Below are 17,203 nucleotides of genomic sequence, written 5' to 3'. Positions count from 1 at the left end.
ACGTCATCGCGCCCTTCGCCTTCCTGCCCGACAACTGTTTCGTGATGAAGAAGGAGCTGATGCCCCTGCCCTTCTTCGGCTGGTTCGCCTGGAAGACCAAGATGATCGCGGTCGATCGCTCGGCCCATTCCAAGGCGCTGAAGGACATGGTGCGCCAGGCCCGCGCCCGGTTCGGCGAGGGTCGCCAGATCCTGATCTTCCCCGAAGGCACGCGCGGCCTGCCCGGCGCCGCGCCCGACTACAAGCCCGGCATCGCCGCCCTGTACCGCGACCTCGACAGTCCGTGCGTCCCCATGGCCACCAACTCGGGCGCGCACTGGCACGCCAAGGGGTTCCGGCGGACGCCGGGGACTGTGGTGTACGAGTTCCTGCCGGTCATCCCGGCGGGGCTGAAGCGAGCGGAGTTCATGACCCTGCTGGAGGAGCGGATCGAAGAGGCGTCGACCGCGCTCCTGAAGGTCTAGCCCGCCGCGAACTCGCTGAGCGCGTCCAGGACCGCGCGGTTCTGGTCCTCGGTGCCGATGGTGATGCGGAGCGCGTTGGGCAGGCCGTAGCCGCCGACGGCGCGGACGATGATGCCCCGGCTCATCAGATGCTCGTTGGCGGCCGAGGCCGTGCGGCCCTCTTCGGGGAAGATGACCAGGATGAAGTTGCCCACGCTGGGCAGGACCTCGAACCCGAAGCCCCGGATGGCCTGGGTCAGGCGGGGAAGCCAGGTCTGGACCAGGTCGCGGGATGCCTTCTGGTGGGCCTCGTCGGACAGGGCGGCGAGGGCCGCTTCGAGGCCCGCGCAGTTGACGTTGAACGGCAGGCGGATGCGATCGACCGCCTGGCACACGGCCAGAGGCGCATAGCCGAAACCGATGCGCAGGCCGCCCAGACCGTGGATCTTGGAGAAGGTACGGGTGACCACGATATTGGCGGCGTCCCGGGCCAGGGGCAGGCTGGTTTCCCAGTCCGGCGCGGCGACGTATTCGGCATAGGCCTCGTCGACGACCAGGATGACGTTCGAGGCCAGGCCCGCGTGCAGGCGGCGGATCTCCTCCCCGGTATTATAGCTGCCGGTCGGGTTGGACGGGCTGGAAATATAGACCAGCCGGGTCCGGTCATCGACCAGGGCCAGCATGGCCTCGACATCGCATCTGTAGTTCGTCTCGGGGGCCTGGCGCACCTCAGCCTCGCAGCCCTTGGCGCTGATCTGATAGGCAAGGAAGCCGTACTGGCTGACCACGACATTGTCGCCGGCGGTCAGATAGACCTGGTTCAGCAGGGCGAAGACCTCGTCCGAGCCGTTGCCGAAGATCAGCCGCTCGGGCTCCAGCCCATAGTGGCCGGCGACCCCGGCGCGCAGCTTCAGGGCGTGGCCGTCGGGGTAGATGTGGATTTTCGACAAGGAGGCGGCGAAGGCCTCGCGCGCCAGGGTGCCCGCGCCCAGCGAGTTCTCGTTGGACGACAGCTTCATCGGCTCGGCGATACCGGCGATGGAGGCCTTGCCCCCGACGTAGGGGGCGATGTCGAGGATGCCGGGCTTGGGTGTCGGGGCGAGCGTGGCGGTCATGGCGGGCGGTTCTCAGTATACGGGGGCGGCGCCGATCACGCCCTTGAGGGCGCCGGGGGCTGCCGAAAGCCGCCCGTCCTGAGCCTGCACATAGCCCGCCAGCACCACCAGCTTCAACCCGCCCGCCGCGACGAGCAGATGACCCGACAGGCCGACCTCGGCCAGGGCGGCGGTCAGCCGGGCTTGGGGCAAGGCACTGTCGGTGATCCAGAAGGTGCGGTCGTCGCCGGTGGGGCCGGAGGTTTCCTTCGAGACCATCAGGGCGCGCGGCAGGCCCAGCGCATCGTCGGGCAGGGCGGCGATGATCCGCAACTCGGGCCGCGCCAGAAGCCGGCCCCACCAGGGCTTTGGCATGTCGAGATCGATGATGGCGCGACCACCGGACAGGGCCTCGCTCAGGGCGGCGTCGGGATCGGCGACGGCGCGGACGGGCAGGCCGAAGCGGTCGGCGGCGACCTGTTGCGAGGCCGGGCCGCAGGCGACGAGCGGCGGGGCAGACGGGGCCGACAACCGGCCCCAGACGGCGCGCAGCAGGACGGACTGTCGATGTCCGGGGGCCGCCGCGAGGAAGGCGCGCAGGGCCAGGGCGTCGGCATCGGGCGTCGGCTTGGTGACGTCCGACGGCTCTGCGTCCGGCTGGGCGGCCAGGATGGTGCCGAGGGCCTCGGCCAGGGCCCTGTTGCGCTCCGCCTCGGCGGGGTTCAGCTCCGGCTCGACCAGCAGGGGTGGTTCGGCCGAGGGGGGCTCAGGCAGCGGCATCAGAACAGTTTCGGGGCCGGGGCCAGGGCGAAGGGACCGAGCCAGGTGCGGCCGTCGCGGAACATCAGGGTCAGATCGACGTCGCCTGCGCCGCCCGTGACCGCCGTCGCCGCCACGGCGCCCGCCGCCCCGACCCGGTTGACCCCGCCGCCGCCCGATCGGGCCAGACCGGCGATGGCAGGCAGGGGCTTGACCGCCTGCAAGGCCAACTGACCCTCCAGCCGGCCGTCGGCGCGGGCCGACAGGGCATCGCTGGACAGGGTGGCCTTGCTCTCGCCGGCCTGAAGCTCGCCGCGCACCCGGGTGAAGCGGCCCCCCGCCCGCGACCAGGCGGACAGGACGCCCGCCGCATCGGGGCCGTTCAGCCGGTCGGCGTGTTCGACGACGGTCTCGATCTGGGCGGTCAGGGTGCCGTCCTGGGCCATGCCCCGGACCGGACCGCCGGTGCGTCCCTGCGCCTCGATCAGGCGGAACAGCAGGTCCACGCTGGTCGCGGCCCCGGGCTCGGTGGCCGGGGCCAGATGGGGCCGCAAGTAGAATTCGATCTGTTTCGCCGCCGAGATCGGGAAGGCCTCGGCACCGGGGCGGGCGACGAAGGTCGGCTGGGCCAGTTCGACAGCCAGATTGGGCCAGCGCTGGGTCAGGCCATGGACGCTGGCGCGGATCGCCGGAGCCTTGATGTCGACGACGCCCTTGGCCGCGCGGGTCAATGCCAGGCCGTCGGGGGCGACGATGACCCATTTGTCGGGGTTCCAGGCCTCGGCCTGGGCCACCAGCCGGGGAGCCGACAGGGCATGGCCCGAGGGCGCGCGGACGGACGGAGCGGACGCCTCGACCCGAACGCGGAAGGGCCAGCCGCCGACGTCGAGTTTCTGATAGCCGACGGTCCAGCCGCCGCGATTGGCGATCTGGACCTGGGCCTCCAGCCGCTCGCGCACCTGTCCGGCCAGATAGACCCACCAGACGCTCCAGAGCGCCAGCGCGATCAGGACCAGGATGAAGGGGGCCAGAAGCCCGGCGCGACTGCGACGACGAGGTTGGACGGTCATGGCGCGCTGATAGCGCAGGATTCAGGCGAAGGCACGAGACTCAGCCGAACGGCACGATCTTGTTGCCGCCGTCGTGGCCGATGTCGGCGGGGCCCAGATAGGGAATGCCCGAGCGCGCGCACCAGTAGCGGACGATCTCCTCCGGCGTCAGGCCGAAGTCGGGTTCGTTGTAGGTGATGTCGGAGACGCGGCCGAGGCGGATGCCGGCGAGTTTGCGCATCGACGCCTGGCCGGTCAGGTGGAACATCATCCGGTCGATCCGGTACAGGGCCTCGCCCACCTCCTCGATCATCAGGACGTGGTCGGTCAGGTCGGGCTCCAGCGCCGTGCCCAGCAGCTGGTCGATGATGGTCAGGTTGAAGGCGACGGCCTTCTTGCCGCCGGGGATCAAGGACGGTTCCAGCCAGGACTTGCCGCCGTTGACGAGCCAGTCGAGCGCCCCCTTGGCCGTCTCATCATGACGCACCGAATCCGAGGCCATCGGGCCGTGGGCGACGTGCTCAAATCCAGCCTTGTACATCCCGGCCAGCAGGGTACCGACGTCGGAATAGCCGAGATACCGCTTCTTGCGCGCCACATCGTTCAGGTGGGGCAGCACCGCCTCGACCATCCTGCACGAGCCGTAGCCACCGCGCGCGAACCAGACGGCGTCGAAGCGCGGGTCGTTGGCGTAGTCGAGGAAGCTCTCGGCCCGCGCCCGGTCGTCGCCGGCGAAATGGCCGTGCTTCATGAAACAGGCGGGGTGGAAGGTTATCGCGATGTCGCCGTCGGGGTGGTGCTCGGCGACCCAGGCCTTGACGGCCTCGGCTCGCGCCGGGTCGAAGCGCGAGGACACGCAGACGACGCCGATCTTGAAGCTGTTGGCCATCATCGGGCGGTCCCACTCCTCACGTCATCCTCGGCCTTGTGCCGAGGATCCAGAAACACCGTCGATACCGGTAGCCACGATCCGAAACCGTGTCTCTGGATTCTCGCCACAGGGGCGAGAATGACGGATTAAAAATGACCTTTCCCTTGCCGACGCCGCCGATTAGTCACGGGCATGGACGAGAAACGCGACTACTTCTTCTGCGGCATCGGCGGGTCGGGGATGTTGCCGCTGGCGATGATCGTGCAGGCGCAAGGGAACCGCATCGAGGGGTCGGACCGGGCGCTGGATCAGGGGCGGACGCCGGCCAAGTTCGACTGGTTGCGGGCGCACGGCGTGACCCTGCATCCGCAGGACGGGTCAGGCGTGACGCGCGCCGATCAGATCGTGGTGGCGACCGGAGCGATCGAGGACACGGTGCCCGACATCGGCGCGGCCCGCCGGGCGGGGGCGACGATCGTGACGCGGCCGCAACTGCTGAGCCGGCTGTTCAATGCGGCACCCACCTCGGTGGGGGTGGCGGGGACCAGCGGCAAGTCGACCATCACCGGCATGATCGCCTGGATCCTGTCGCAGGCCGGGCGCGAGCCCACGGTCGTGAACGGCGCGGTGATGCGCAATTTCGCCGACGCGGATCATCCGTTCGCCAGCGCCATCGTCGGCTCTCCCGACCTGTTCGTGGCCGAGGTGGACGAGTCGGACGGATCGATCGCCCGCTACGATCCGAGCGTGGCGGTGGTGTCGAACATCTCTCTGGATCACAAGTCGATGGAGGAGCTGCGCGACCTGTTCGGCGGCTTCACCCGGCGGGCGGGGACGGCGGTGCTGAACCTGGACAATGTCGAGACGGCGGCCCTGGCGCAGGGGATGGAGGCGGGACGGGTGGTCACATTCTCGCTGGGGAATGCGGATGCGGACCTGTCGGCGCACGATCTGGAACCGCTGGCGGCGGGGATGCGGTTCAGGCTGTCTGTCCAAAATCCTTCTCCCCTTGCGGGAGAAGGTGGCAGCCGAAGGCTGACGGATGAGGGGTCGCACCAACGGTCGGAGGGGGGGGAGCGAGTTCAGACTTTTGACGACGGCGTGACCCCTCATCCGTCTCGCTCCGCGAGCCACCTTCTCCCGCAGGGGGAGAAGGACGTCGTGTTGAATGTCCCCGGCGCGCACAACGTCGCCAATGCGCTGGCGGCGCTGGGGGCGGTGCGGGCGTTGGGCGTGGACCTCGATCAGGCCGTCACCGCCCTCGAAACCTTCGGCGGGATCAAACGGCGGATGGAGGTGGTCGGGACGGCGAACGGGATCACCGTCATCGACGACTTCGCTCACAACCCCGACAAGATCGCCGCCACGCTGAAAACCCTGCACGCCTTTGACGGGCGGCTGCTGATCCTGTTCCAGCCGCACGGGTTCGGGCCGCTGAAGCTGATGCGGGACGAGTTCACGCAAGGGTTCGCCGGGCTGATGCGGCCCGACGACGTCCTGCTGATGCCCGAGCCGGTCTATTACGGCGGGACCACAGATCGCAGCGTGGGGTCGCAGGATATCGCGGCCGGGGTGAGGGCCCTGGGGCGGACGGCGGAGGCGCTGATCGACCGCGCGGCGTGCGGCGACCGGATCGTCGCGCTGGCGAGGCCCGGCGACCGGGTCATCGTCATGGGGGCACGGGACGACACATTGTCGGAGTTCGCCGCCGACCTGCTGGCGCGTCTGGCTCACTGATCCTCACCCGCCCTTCGCGGGGAGGGGGACCGCGGAGGCCGCTTGGCCGACGGGGTGGAGGGGGCGACCTCAGACACACTGTTCGTTTCTGCCCCCTCCACCACGACGCAAGCGCGTCGCGGTCCCCCTCCCCCGTTTCGCTGCGCTCACGGGTGAGGATTGGTATTGCAAATCGTTCGCAAGATATGGCACAGGCCTCCCGTGACCGACCCCGCAGTCCCCCCGCGCCCCCAGACGCCCGAGAAAGCCCCCGCCCCGGCCTTGAACCGCGCGCGCGCCTTCTGGCTGAAGCAACTGCATAGCTGGCACTGGATTTCGGCGGGGCTGAGCCTGGCCTGCATGATCCTGTTCGCGATCACGGGCATCACCCTGAACCACGCGGCCCAGATCAAGGCCGAGCCGGTCGTCACCGAACAGACCGCCACCCTGCCCGCGCCCCTGCTGGCCCGGCTGGCCGAGATGCCGGAGGAGACCACCGGCCCGGTGCCCGACGCCGTGGCGCGCTGGACGTCCGATACGCTCAAGGCCTCCGTCGCCGGCAAGCCGACCGAGACGACGCCGGAAGAGGTCTATGTCGCCCTGCCCCGGCCCGGCGGCGACGGCTGGATCACCATCGACCGGGCGACCGGCGAGACGGTCATGGAGGTCACGAACCAAGGCTGGATCGCCTACGTCAACGACCTGCACAAGGGGCGGAACGCCGGGCCCGTCTGGTACTGGTTCAACGACATCTTCGCCGTCGCCTGCATCATCTTTGCGATCACGGGCCTGATCCTGTTGTGGCTGCATTCGCGCAGCCGACCCTCGACCTGGCCCCTGGTCGGGCTGGGCCTCGTGATCCCCGTCGTGATCGCCCTGATCTTCATTCACTGACCGACCGAGTTCGTATCCTGATGAATCTGCTTCCCTTAGCTCTGACCACCGCGACCCTGGCCACGGGCCTCGTTGCGACCTCCGCCTCGGCCGCCGATCTGAGCGTGTCGGTGGAGCTGCCGCGCATCAACAGCGCCTCCTATCACCGGCCCTACGTCGCCATCTGGATCGAGCGTCAGGACCAGACGGCGGTGCGCACCCTGGCCGTCTGGTACCAGCAGACCCGCAACAGCGAGGGCGACGGCAAGGACTGGCTGAAAGACATCCGGACCTGGTGGCGCAAGGGCGGCCGCGCCATGACCATGCCCGCCGACGGCATCTCGGGCGCCACCCGCGCGCCGGGCCGCCAGACCGTGACCATACCGGGAGCCCGCCTGAGCGGTCTGCCCGCCGGCCAGTACAACATCGTCGTCGAGGCGGCCCGCGAGCTGGGCGGTCGCGAATCCGTCCGCGTGCCGTTCCGCTGGGGCGCGGCCAACACCGGCTCAGCCCGAGGCGCGACCGAACTCGGCGCCGTTTCCGTCACCGTCACCCGCTAAGGAGGGCTTTCCATGACCCGCTTCAAGACCGCCGCCGCCGCCATCGCCCTGATGGCCGCCCTCGCCGCCCCCCTGTCGGCCCAGGCCCACCGCCAGTGGATCCTGCCGTCCTCGACCGTGCTGTCGGGGACCGACGCCTGGATCGGCATCGACGGCGGCATCTCCAACCAGGTCTTCGTCGCCGACCACAACGCCATGCGGTTCGACAACGTCAAGGTGACCGCGCCGGACGGCTCGACCGTGGCCCCCGAGAACCTGATGCAGGGCAAGTATCGCTCGACCTTCGACGTGCATCTGACCCAGCCCGGCACCTACAGGATCGCCAATGCCTCCTCGGGCGTGATGGCGACCTGGACCCTGAACGGCACGCCCGGTCGCTGGCGCGGCCCGGCGGCGGATCTCGCGGCCAATGTGCCCGCCGGTGCCACCGACGTGGTCTCGGCTCCGTTTGCCAGCCGGATCGAGACCTTCGCCACCCTCGGTGAGCCGACCACGACCGTGTTCGCCCCGACCGGGGTGGGCATCGAACTGGTGCCCGTCACCCATCCGACCGACGTGGTCGCCGGTGAGGCCGCGACCTTCCAGCTGATCCGCGACAGCCAGCCCCTGGCCGAGGCCGAGGTCACCATTGCACGCGGCGGCATCCGCTATCGCGACAACCCCGAGGAGATGACGGTCAGGACCGACGCCGAGGGCAGGTTCACCGTCACCTGGCCCGAGGCCGGAATGTACTGGGTCAACACCGCCTGGCGTCAGGGCGGCCCGGCCCCCGAAGGCATGGGACGCGGCGGCCCGCCGGTGGCCTCGGCCTCCTACGTCGCCGTGTTCGAGGTCCTGCCCTGAGCCAGGGCTCCAAAGGTGCGCCTCCGCCGGTCTTCCTCGGCGGGGGCGAAGCTGCGTCCGGGGATGAGGGCGCGGAGACCCGCGTCCTCATCCCGCCGATGGCCGAGCCCCCGGTCCAGCCGCCGTCGGACATCGTCTGGGTCATGGGCGGCGAGACCATGGGCACCACCTGGTCCGCCCGCGTCATCGCCCCGCCAGGCGCCGATCCGACCGTGACCCAGGCGGCGGTGCAGGCCGAGCTGGACCTCGTGGTGGCGACCTTCAGCCCGTGGGAGCCGACCAGCGAGATCAGCCGGTTCAACGCCGCGCCGCCGGGGCTGTGGGCCCTGTCGTCCACATTCTGGACCGTGCTCGAGGCGGCGATGGAGATCGCCGACGACACCAACGGCGCAGTCGATCCGACGCTGGGTGTTCTCGTCGACCTGTGGGGGTTCGGGCCCGGCGGTCCGCGCCCGGCCGACAGCCCCCTCCCGACCGAGGACGAGATCGTCGCGGCGCAAGCCCTGGGCGGCTGGCAGGGTCTGCGGATGAACCGCGAGGCGCGCGGGGCCATGCAGGTCGGCGGGATGCGGCTGGATTTCTCCGGCATAGCCAAGGGCCATGCGGTGGACCGGGTGTCGGAGCGGCTGAGCGCGCTGGGGGCCACGTCGCATCTGGTCGAGATCGGCGGCGAGCTGCGCGGGCGCGGCGTCAAGCCGGACGGCCAACCCTGGTGGGTCGAGATCGAACAGCCGCCGGGCAGCCCCTCGCCCCGCACCCTGATGGCCATGGTCGATGTGGCCATGGCGACCTCGGGCGACTATCGCCGGGCCTTCGTCCACGGGGATCGGCGCTATTCCCATACGCTGGACAACCGCACCGGACGACCGATCGACAACGGTCTGGCGTCGGTCACGGTGGTTCACCCCAGCGCGATGAGGGCCGACGCCTTTGCCACGGCCCTGACCGTCATGGGGCCCTATGAGGGGCCGGAGTTCGCAGAGGCCTTCGGACTGGCCGCGCATTTCATCGAGCGGACGCCGCGCGGGGCGATCGAGCGGATGACGCCCCTGTTCGCCGCCATGCTGGCCGACGCCGACGATCTACCGACGTCTGGTGCCGTGACGACCGGGCCGGTGACGATCCAGTGACCACGACCGATCCCGTTCACTGGGCCGCAGCGGGCGCGGCGGTCGGCCTGTGGCTGGCGTTGACGCTGGCGACCGTCTGGCGGGCGTTCCGCGTCCGGCGAGCCGAGCGGGCGCGGTCGAACGCCATGGCCACAGAGGCCGGGGGCGGCGCGACCCTGGTGGCCTTCGCCAGCCAGACCGGCATGGCCGAGGACCTGGCACGGATGACGGCGCGGGCCCTGACCGAGGCCGGCGAGACGGCCATGGTGGTCTCGTTCGCCGAACTGGACCTGGCCATGCTGAAGGCGGCGCGGCGGGCCCTGTTCGTTGTCGCCACCACCGGCGAGGGCGATGCCCCCGACAGCGCCGCCCGTGTGGTCCGGCGGCTGATGGGCGAGGCGACGTCCCTGCCCGACCTGACCTACGGGATGCTGGCGCTGGGGGACCGCAGCTACAAGGACTATTGCGGGTTCGCCCATGCGGTGGACGGCTGGCTGAAGCGGTCGGGGGCCGAACCCCTGTTCGATATGGTCGAGGTCGACGATGCTGATCCCGACGCCATCCGCCAGTGGCAGCACCAGCTGAACGCCCTGACCGGGTCGAATGCGGCGGCCGACTGGACCCCGGCGACCCATCAGCCATGGCGGCTGGAGGCGCGGACCCTGGTCAACCCAGGTGGGCCGGGGGGCGAGGCGTGGCGGCTGAGGCTGGTTCCGGTCGGCACCCTGCCCGACTGGCGGGCCGGAGACATCGCCGAGATCGGCGTGCCGGGGCCGGACGGCGGAAAGTCGCTGGCGGCCCGCGACTATTCGATCGCCTCCCTGCCGTCGGAAGGTGGGCTGGAGCTTCTGGTGCGGCTGATGAGCCACCCGGACGGGACACCGGGCCTGGCCTCGGGCTGGCTTACGAAGACCCTGGAGGTCGGCGGCGATGTGCCGATCCGTATACGGACGAACAGTGGATTCCACGGCCCGAGCGCGGCGACGCCGATGATCCTGATCGGCAACGGCACCGGGATTGCGGGCCTGCGCGCCCATCTGGTCGAGCGACCGGGTGGTGAAGCGTGGCTGATGTTCGGTGAGCGCAGCCGCGCACATGACGCCTTCTTCGACGACGATCTTCAGGCCTGGCTGGGGGATGGGCGACTGACGCGGCTGGATCGGACCTTTTCGCGCGACGCCAACGACGGCCGCTATGTCCAGGCCCTGATCGACGAGCACGCCGCCGAGGTCCGCGCCTGGATCGATCGCGGCGCGGCCGTCTACGTCTGCGGCAGCCTCGAAGGGATGGCGACGGGGGTTCATGCGGCGCTCGAGCGGGCGCTGGGCAGCGACGCCCTGATCGCCCTGTCCGAACACGGACGATACCGACGCGACATCTACTGACCGTATATCAGATGCCCAGTTCGCGGTGCAGGAAGGCCGAGACGTCGTCCAGCACCGGGGCCTTTTTCCTGAACAGGGGCGAGAAGGTCGCGATCAGGTCGGCGTGGTCCAGGCCCGGATAGAGTTTCGCCTCCGACCGACCGCCGACGTCCTGCATCCGCTGGTTCAGGATGACCGTGTCCTCGTCATGGACCACGGCGTCGGCCGTGCCGTGGCCCAGCCACAGCGGCGGGGCGTCAGCGCGCACGAAAGTCACCGGCTGGGTCAGGGTCGGGTCCGGCGCGCGGCCGAAGGCGTTGACCGAGGCCGGCACGTCGAAGGGCAGGAACTCGTAGGGCCCCGCCAGCCCCGCCGCCGCCCTGATCAGATCCGGCTTGCCGACGGCGGCCATGTAGCGGCGATCCAGGGCGATCATCATGGCCAGGTGGGCTCCCGCCGAATGGCCCGCGACGGCGAGCCGGTTGGCATCGCCGCCATACTGTCCCACGACGTCCGCGACCCTGGCCGTCGCGGCGGCGGCGTCCTCGATGAAGGTCGGGAAGATGACATTGGGCACGATCCGGTAGTCCGGCAGGGCCACGACGAAGCCCCGCGCCGCCAGGGCCTGGGCCGCCCAGCCGTACAGGGACCGCGACCCCGAATCCCAGCCGCCGCCATAGAAGAAGACCACCACCGGCCGCAGCGGCTGGCCCGGCCGCCAGTCGGGGCCATAGAGATCGAACCTCTGGCGCGGATCGTCGCCATAACTCAGGTCTCGCGCGATCCGGCCCACGCCCCGGTCGCGGGGGCCCAGGGTATTGAGCATGCCCAATGGCGAACAGGCCGCCACCAGACCGCCCAGCGACACGGCACCGAGGCCGGCGAAGATACCTCTACGGGTCATGGGATCCTGAAGTCTGACGGCAATGCGATCAGATACGCACGAACCGGCCGTTCGGCTCAATCATCTGTGCGGGTCATCGTGCCCCGGCGATCAGGGCACCGCAGTTGGCGTCCTCGGCCAGGCCCGGATCGACGAAGGCGAACAGGGCCGCGACCGGGGCCACGACCGCCCCCAGGATGGCGGTCAGCCCGCCTTGCGCCACCATCTGACCGACATCGACGCCGATGCGGGGCTGGGTCAGGGGGCCGGTGACATTGATCGGGGTCCACAGGCGCAGCAGACGGGGCTTCTTGGACTCGCCGTCGATCCGCAGGTTCAGGGTCTCGTCGCCCAGGTTGATCGTGCCGGACCCCTTGGCCAGGACCACGTCGGTGTCGATGACGAAGGTCCGGGCCCGGGCCACGCCGCCCGAGACGTTGAAGTCGGCGACGGCGCAGCGGATCGGCGACCGGCCCTGATCCCCCCGAAGCAGTCTGAGCAGGCCGGCCGAGGCGTTGACGCCCAGCAGTTCGGCGAAGGCCGAGCGCATCTCGCCGTTCGGAACGACCAGGCTGATCGACCCCTTCGAGTTGGCCGCGAACCGGTGGATCGAGGCCCCCGGCCCCTCCAGCCGCGCCCGGCCCAGGGCCAGGCCGCTGATCGGGCTCGAGCCGTTCGCCGCCGGCACGATCGACTGCAGCGGATAGCCCGACAGCCGGAAGTCGATGGCGGACCAGGGGATGTCGCGCGTCGCATTGATCCGGGCGGTGCCGTTCAGCGAACCCCGATTGAAGGTGAAGGCGACCGGATCGAGGTTCAGGATACCCGCCTCCAGATCGGCACCCAGCCGCACCGCCCGGATATCCAGGTCGTTGGCCTTCACCGAGGCGGCCCGGTAGGTCAGGGTTCCGTCCATCGTCTGCAGCCGATCCACGGCCAGGGTCGCGTCGGGCAGCAGCTTGCCGGGCACGCCGGACGACACGGTCGTCGTATTATCGCCCGAGGCGCTGGTCTGGGTCTTCGCGCCCAGGATGGCCGTCAGGTCGTTGATGTCGAGCCGCTGCGACGCCAGCCGGGCCTCGACCTTGAGGCGGTCCTGGGTCTCCACGGAAATGTCGCCCGACAGGTCGGAGGCCCCGACCCGACCGCTGAAGTCGTTGAAGGTCCAGTGGCTGTCGTCACGCTTCAATGCGCCGGCGATGCGGTAGCGCGGGGTGTTGGGCAAGGCGATCCCGACCAGCTGGTACAGATCCGCGAGGTCCTGACCTTGCAGGGTCAGGGTCGCCTGGACCTGGCCCAGGTCGAACGGCCGGGTCACCGAACCGTCGGCCGTCAGGTGTGATCCCGCACCGGCCAGATCGGCGGTGAAATGATAGGGCCGGTCACGGCGGATGTTGATGAAGGGACCGCCCTCGATGCGCAGCGTCAGGGGCGAGCGGTTGATCGCGCCCTTTCCGTCCAGCACGAACCCGGCGTCACCATCATTCGCCGTCTCGCGAGCATTGACGGTGGCGTCCAGCGTCAGGCCCCGCTTGCGCTCGTCCAGCACGATATGGCCGCCGGAGATGACCAGGCGCTGGATCACCGGCAGTCTGGCACCCTCGCCGTCGTCCGGCTTTTCGGGTTCGAGGTCCCAGCTCTGTTTGCCGTCCTCGGTGGCGATTAGATGGACCTCGGCCCGGTCGATGGCCAGCAGCGGCATCTCGATCTGCCCGCCCAACAGCTTCCTCAGACGCACCGAGGCCTCGATCCGCCCGACATTGGCGGTGTCCGTATCCCTGGACCAGGTCGGCCCGCCGAATTTGAGGTCATTGACGATGACGGACGGCGTCCAGCTGAACAGCCGGACGTCCAGATCGCCCTGGAGCGCGACCTCGCGATCATATTTCACCGAGGCCCAGCGCCCGATCGGCCCGCGCAGCCAGTTCCAGTCGAACAGCAGCAGGAAGATCACGAGGGCCGCGACCAGCAGCAGGAAGACGCCGCCGGCGACTTTTTCTGTCAGGCCGGGGCTGCGGAAACTGGTATAGACCGGGTCGTTCGCCTTGATATGGTCGCGCCACTCGGCGGCCCTGGCTGCCGCCGGTACCAGGGCGCGCGCGCGTACGCGGTCCCACGACAGCGCGTCCTTCAGCCTTGAAATCATTCGGTTTGGCAAGCGCGGGTTCCGGTGCGACCCCCTTCAACGCGCCATGCTCGCATGTGGCGCCACGGGCTGTGAAGATTCCGTCGGCCGCCCTTCATTAACACTCCGTAACAGGAGCAAATGTCGTCTTCGTGTCATTTTCCTGTCGCGCCATCTTTACAGAAGCGAGGATCGGCGCATTATCCTCCGAACCCAGACGTATTCTCGTGCCGGGAGGAGCCGAAAAAATGAACAAGATGACCGCCATCACGACCCTCGCCGCCCTGATGCTGGCCTCTGCCGCCCCCGCAATTGCCGGTGACGCCCAGACCCGCCGCGCGCCGACCCCGCAACGTGTGGTGATGATGTGCGACGCCACCCCCGCGACCGTCAGCGCCTTCCGCCGCGAGCACGGCCAGCGTCCGGTCTTCGTGACCGCCGATCAGGTCCTGTCCGCCCGCGCCACGGGCCAGCAATGGTCGGCCCCGCGCTGCATGACCGCGCGCGAGCACGGCCGTCTGGTCCAGGCCATGTCGAGCTACGCCGCCGCGCGCTGATCGCCCCGACCACCAGACAGCAAAAAGGCCGCGGTTCGCACCGCGGCCTTTTCCTTGTCCGTCGCGGCGACCCTATTCGGCAGGGCTCAGGTAACGATCCAGCCAGCCGAAGACCTCATTGTGCCATTGCAGGCTGTTGGCGGGTTTCAGCACCCAGTGGTTCTCGTCCGGGAAGACCACCAGCCGGCTCTCGATGCCGCGTCGCTGAAGTGCGGTGAAGGTAGACAGGCCCTGTGACGTCGGGATGCGGAAGTCGCGATCGCCCTGGACCACCAGCATCGGCGCCTCCCAGTCCTTGACGTGGTTGATCGGGTTGAACCGGTCATAGCCGCGCGGATTGTCGTACTGGGTGCCGCCGTATTCCCATTCGGTGAACCACAGCTCCTCGGTGCCATAGGCCATGCCGTTGATGTCGAAGACGCCGTCGTGGTTGACCAGACACTTGAACGCGTCGGACCATTTCCCGGCGATCCAGTTGATCATGTAGCCGCCGTAGGACGCCCCCAGGGCACAGGCATTGTCGCCGTCCAGGAACGGATAGCGCGCCTGGGCCGCAGCCCACCCCTTCTGCAGATCCTCCAGCGGCCGGTCGCCCCAGTGCTGGCTGATCGCGTCCGTGAAGGCCTGGCCGTAGCCGGTCGAGCCGTGGAAATCGATCATCACCACCGCATAGCCCGCCCCCGCATAGGTCTCGGGGTTCCAGCGATAGGACCAGCCGTTGCCGAACGACCCCTGGGGTCCGCCGTGGATCAGGAAGGCGACCGGATATTTGCGGCCCTCGACATATCCGGCGGGCTTGATGACATAGGCGTGGACATCCTCGTTGTTCCAGCCCTTGAAGCTGAACTGCTCGGCCTCGCCGAACGCCTTGCCGTCCAGCTGCGGGTTCACATTGGTCAGGGGCAGGGGCATCTCGCGACCCCGATAGGTCTTGGCGAACAGTTCGCTCGGCCGGGTCAGGCTGTCCTGGGCGAAGACGAAGCCCGACGGCGTCTGGACGAAGGCCGAGACATGGCCCGGGCCGGTGATCGGAACCGGAGCCCCACCGCCCTCGACGGGGATCGAGAACAGCCGCGTCTGGCCGACGTCACCGGCGACGACGTACAGGGTCTGGCCGTCCCGCGACCATTGCAGGCTGTCGGCCGACCGGTCCCAGCGTTCGGCGACCTTGCGGGTGGCCCCGGTCGCCACGTCCATCAGCATGATCTGCCAGCGATCGGCCTCGAAGCCCGGCCGCGCCATGGCCCGATAGGCCAGGGTTCCGCCGTCCGGCGAGAACACAGGCCCGGTGTCCCAGGCGTCGTTGGCCTCGGTCAGGTTGGTCAGCTGTCCCGGCGCTGTGGTCGAGACCTTGTAGAGGTCGAAATTGGTGCTCCAGGGCTCGGACTTGCCGGCCTCGCGCGCCGAGAAGACCACGCCCGATCCGTCGGGGGTGAAGGCGAACTCGCTCTCGTCGCCGAACGGCTTGGACGGGGTGTCGCCGTCGAAGCCCTTGGTCACCCAGACCGGATCGCCGCCCGCCACGGGAACCACGAACAGATGGTTCTGGGTGCCGTCGGCCCAGGTGTCCCAGTGACGCACGAACATCCTCTCGTAGACCTGGCCCGTCGCCTTGTCCTCGTCGACCGCCTTGGTCCGCTCCACCGTGCAGGCGATGTCGGCGCAGTCGGGGAAGACGGCCAGGGACACCACGACCTGGGAGGCGTCGGGGCTCAGGCGATAGGCGTTGACGTCGAGCGCCAGGGTCGTGACCTGGGTCGCGCCCGTGCCGTCGGCATTCGCGCGCCACACCTGGCTGGTCCCCGAGCGTCCCGACAGGAAATAGAGCTTGCCGTCCGACCCCCAGCGCGCCGTATTGGCCCCGCCGTCCGAGATGGCCAGCCGCCGGGGCTCGCCGTCCGCCGACAGATCCTTGATCCACAGGCTGCCAGCGCGCCGGTTGGCCGCCACATCGGTGGTCGTGACCGAATAGACCAGCCACTTACCATCCGCCGACACCTGCGGGTCACCCAGTCGGTTGGCCGAGATCATGTCCTGATAGGTGAAGGCGTTCGGCACGGCGGGTGCGGCCGGTGCCGGCGTCAGCGGCTGGCCCGGATTGGCCGCCTGGGCCAGGGCGGCGGGCGCGCTCGCGATCAGGGCGAGAGCGGCTACACCGCAAAGGAGGGGGCCGGAAAGCAGCGAACGGTAACGCATCGGAGGTGTCCTCACTGAACTGTTGGCGATGGCGTAGCACCGTCGCCTTCCACGCGAAAGTTGTCGGCGGCGACGATCTTAGCTAAGCTGTGGGTCCAAGGAGCGCCACTGATGACCACCGTCACCGTCCATCACGCCAAGACCCATCTGTCCGCCCTGATCGCCGCCGCCGAACGCGGTGAGGAGGTCGTGATCGCGCGGGGGTCCGTTCCTGCTGCCCGGCTGGTGCCGATCGACGCGCCCGCGCCGTCGCCTGTTCCCCGCGCGCCCCGCGTTCCCGGCCGCCTGAAGGGGCTGGTCGCCCTGGACGACAGCTTCTTCGATCCCCTGCCGGAGGACGAGCTTCGCCTGTGGGAAGGGCGCGGTTCCGAAGGGTGAGGCTGCTCCTCGACACCCATGCCCTGGTCTGGTGGCTCGACGACAGCGTCGAGCTCAGCCGCGAGGCGGATGCCGCCATCCGAGATCCGGCTAACGACATCTGGGTCAGCGCCGTGTCGGCCTTCGAGATCGCTCAGAAACATAGACTCGGCAAACTGCCGTCCGCCGCCCGGTTGGCGCGGAACTTCGACTCAGACGTCATGGCGGAAGGGTTCCTGGCCCTGTCGATTTCGCCGGGCGAAGCGCGTCTGGCGGGAGCCATGCTGAATCCGCACCGCGATCCATTCGACCGGATGCTGATCGCCCAGGCTCTGCTGAACGACATGACCCTGGTCTCGAATGAGAAACTCTTCGACGGCTTCGGCGTCGCCCGCCTCTGGTAG

General features: G+C 69.2%; 17 protein-coding genes. 10 read left to right on the top strand and 7 right to left on the bottom strand.

What is annotated here, in order from left to right:
* Positions 1-464: lysophospholipid acyltransferase family protein (locus tag ACILQR_RS00795; RefSeq protein WP_395649622.1), on the top strand; the 464-nt coding region annotated here is incomplete at its 5' end.
* On the opposite strand, the gene hisC is transcribed toward ACILQR_RS00795, so the two are convergent.
* The 4 genes from hisC to ACILQR_RS00775 are packed head-to-tail and all read right to left on the bottom strand — an operon-like array spanning position 461 to position 4,237.
* Positions 461-1,558, bottom strand: a complete 1,098-nt coding sequence (gene hisC, locus ACILQR_RS00790; protein WP_395649621.1) for a histidinol-phosphate transaminase — start codon at positions 1,556-1,558, stop codon at positions 461-463. The genes ACILQR_RS00795 and hisC overlap by 4 nt on opposite strands.
* Positions 1,559-1,570: 12 nt before the next feature.
* Entirely contained in the window at positions 1,571-2,317 is a 747-nt protein-coding gene (locus tag ACILQR_RS00785; RefSeq protein ID WP_395649620.1) for a hypothetical protein, read from the bottom strand.
* Positions 2,317-3,366 (bottom strand): DUF2125 domain-containing protein, encoded by a 1,050-nt coding sequence (locus ACILQR_RS00780; protein ID WP_395649619.1) that lies wholly within the window; start codon positions 3,364-3,366, stop codon positions 2,317-2,319. Before ACILQR_RS00780 ends, ACILQR_RS00785 begins: the two co-directional genes overlap by 1 nt.
* A gap of 40 nt (positions 3,367-3,406) precedes the next feature.
* The gene (locus tag ACILQR_RS00775; RefSeq protein WP_395649618.1) at positions 3,407-4,237 is read right to left on the bottom strand and encodes an LD-carboxypeptidase; all 831 of its coding nucleotides are present in this window, start codon (positions 4,235-4,237) and stop codon (positions 3,407-3,409) included.
* Positions 4,238-4,408: 171 nt separating this feature from the next.
* Here ACILQR_RS00775 and murC point away from each other — a divergent pair, with 171 nt between their 5' ends.
* The 6 genes from murC to ACILQR_RS00745 all read left to right on the top strand — a co-directional run bounded on the left by murC (position 4,409) and on the right by ACILQR_RS00745 (position 10,702).
* A complete protein-coding gene (murC, locus tag ACILQR_RS00770; RefSeq protein ID WP_395649617.1) occupies positions 4,409-5,953 on the top strand; it encodes a UDP-N-acetylmuramate--L-alanine ligase in 1,545 nt (514 codons plus the stop codon).
* A gap of 201 nt (positions 5,954-6,154) precedes the next feature.
* Positions 6,155-6,826 carry a PepSY-associated TM helix domain-containing protein gene (locus tag ACILQR_RS00765; protein WP_395649616.1) on the top strand — a complete coding sequence of 224 codons (672 nt, stop codon included), beginning with the start codon at positions 6,155-6,157 and terminating at the stop codon, positions 6,824-6,826.
* A gap of 20 nt (positions 6,827-6,846) precedes the next feature.
* Positions 6,847-7,365, top strand: a complete 519-nt coding sequence (locus tag ACILQR_RS00760) for a DUF2271 domain-containing protein (protein WP_395649615.1) — start codon at positions 6,847-6,849, stop codon at positions 7,363-7,365.
* Positions 7,366-7,377: 12 nt separating this feature from the next.
* Positions 7,378-8,208 (top strand): DUF4198 domain-containing protein, encoded by an 831-nt coding sequence (locus tag ACILQR_RS00755; RefSeq protein WP_395649614.1) that lies wholly within the window; start codon positions 7,378-7,380, stop codon positions 8,206-8,208.
* A gap of 98 nt (positions 8,209-8,306) precedes the next feature.
* Complete coding sequence (locus ACILQR_RS00750) at positions 8,307-9,338, top strand: FAD:protein FMN transferase (protein ID WP_395649613.1); 1,032 nt, start codon at positions 8,307-8,309, stop codon at positions 9,336-9,338.
* On the top strand, positions 9,335-10,702 hold the full coding sequence (locus tag ACILQR_RS00745) for a sulfite reductase subunit alpha (protein WP_395649612.1): 1,368 nt from the start codon (positions 9,335-9,337) through the stop codon (positions 10,700-10,702). The genes ACILQR_RS00750 and ACILQR_RS00745 overlap by 4 nt, the downstream gene beginning before the upstream one ends.
* 7 nt (positions 10,703-10,709) lie before the next feature.
* Here the strand turns inward: ACILQR_RS00745 and ACILQR_RS00740 are convergent, their stop codons facing one another.
* Entirely contained in the window at positions 10,710-11,585 is an 876-nt protein-coding gene (locus ACILQR_RS00740) for an alpha/beta hydrolase (protein ID WP_395649611.1), read from the bottom strand.
* A 73-nt stretch (positions 11,586-11,658) separates the two neighbouring features.
* Entirely contained in the window at positions 11,659-13,722 is a 2,064-nt protein-coding gene (locus tag ACILQR_RS00735; protein ID WP_395649610.1) for an AsmA family protein, read from the bottom strand.
* A 215-nt stretch (positions 13,723-13,937) separates the two neighbouring features.
* Here ACILQR_RS00735 and ACILQR_RS00730 point away from each other — a divergent pair, with 215 nt between their 5' ends.
* Positions 13,938-14,246 carry a hypothetical protein gene (locus ACILQR_RS00730; RefSeq protein WP_395649609.1) on the top strand — a complete coding sequence of 103 codons (309 nt, stop codon included), beginning with the start codon at positions 13,938-13,940 and terminating at the stop codon, positions 14,244-14,246.
* A gap of 72 nt (positions 14,247-14,318) precedes the next feature.
* Here ACILQR_RS00730 and ACILQR_RS00725 read toward each other — a convergent pair whose 3' ends face one another.
* Positions 14,319-16,442 (bottom strand): prolyl oligopeptidase family serine peptidase, encoded by a 2,124-nt coding sequence (locus ACILQR_RS00725; RefSeq protein ID WP_395649608.1) that lies wholly within the window; start codon positions 16,440-16,442, stop codon positions 14,319-14,321.
* Positions 16,443-16,553: 111 nt separating this feature from the next.
* Between ACILQR_RS00725 and ACILQR_RS00720 the strand changes: the two genes are divergently transcribed.
* Positions 16,554-16,820, top strand: a complete 267-nt coding sequence (locus ACILQR_RS00720; protein WP_292153544.1) for a type II toxin-antitoxin system Phd/YefM family antitoxin — start codon at positions 16,554-16,556, stop codon at positions 16,818-16,820.
* The gene (locus ACILQR_RS00715; RefSeq protein WP_395649607.1) at positions 16,817-17,203 is read left to right on the top strand and encodes a type II toxin-antitoxin system VapC family toxin; all 387 of its coding nucleotides are present in this window, start codon (positions 16,817-16,819) and stop codon (positions 17,201-17,203) included. The genes ACILQR_RS00720 and ACILQR_RS00715 overlap by 4 nt, the downstream gene beginning before the upstream one ends.

Origin of the sequence: Brevundimonas sp., assembly GCF_044239655.1 — a bacterium.
Lineage (GTDB): Bacteria > Pseudomonadota > Alphaproteobacteria > Caulobacterales > Caulobacteraceae > Brevundimonas.
This window is presented reverse-complemented; position numbering and strand designations above follow the sequence as displayed.

Excerpts from the sequence above, each read along its gene's own strand:
- hisC (WP_395649621.1), bottom strand. The coding sequence starts at position 1,558 with ATGACCGCCACGCTCGCCCCGACACCCAAGCCCGGCATCCTCGACATC.
- ACILQR_RS00785 (WP_395649620.1), bottom strand. The coding sequence starts at position 2,317 with ATGCCGCTGCCTGAGCCCCCCTCGGCCGAACCACCCCTGCTGGTCGAG.
- ACILQR_RS00780 (WP_395649619.1), bottom strand. The coding sequence starts at position 3,366 with ATGACCGTCCAACCTCGTCGTCGCAGTCGCGCCGGGCTTCTGGCCCCC.
- ACILQR_RS00775 (WP_395649618.1), bottom strand. The coding sequence starts at position 4,237 with ATGATGGCCAACAGCTTCAAGATCGGCGTCGTCTGCGTGTCCTCGCGC.
- murC (WP_395649617.1), top strand. The coding sequence starts at position 4,409 with ATGGACGAGAAACGCGACTACTTCTTCTGCGGCATCGGCGGGTCGGGG.
- ACILQR_RS00760 (WP_395649615.1), top strand. The coding sequence starts at position 6,847 with ATGAATCTGCTTCCCTTAGCTCTGACCACCGCGACCCTGGCCACGGGC.
- ACILQR_RS00755 (WP_395649614.1), top strand. The coding sequence starts at position 7,378 with ATGACCCGCTTCAAGACCGCCGCCGCCGCCATCGCCCTGATGGCCGCC.
- ACILQR_RS00750 (WP_395649613.1), top strand. The coding sequence starts at position 8,307 with ATGGCCGAGCCCCCGGTCCAGCCGCCGTCGGACATCGTCTGGGTCATG.
- ACILQR_RS00740 (WP_395649611.1), bottom strand. The coding sequence starts at position 11,585 with ATGACCCGTAGAGGTATCTTCGCCGGCCTCGGTGCCGTGTCGCTGGGC.
- ACILQR_RS00730 (WP_395649609.1), top strand. The coding sequence starts at position 13,938 with ATGAACAAGATGACCGCCATCACGACCCTCGCCGCCCTGATGCTGGCC.
- ACILQR_RS00725 (WP_395649608.1), bottom strand. The coding sequence starts at position 16,442 with ATGCGTTACCGTTCGCTGCTTTCCGGCCCCCTCCTTTGCGGTGTAGCC.
- ACILQR_RS00720 (WP_292153544.1), top strand. The coding sequence starts at position 16,554 with ATGACCACCGTCACCGTCCATCACGCCAAGACCCATCTGTCCGCCCTG.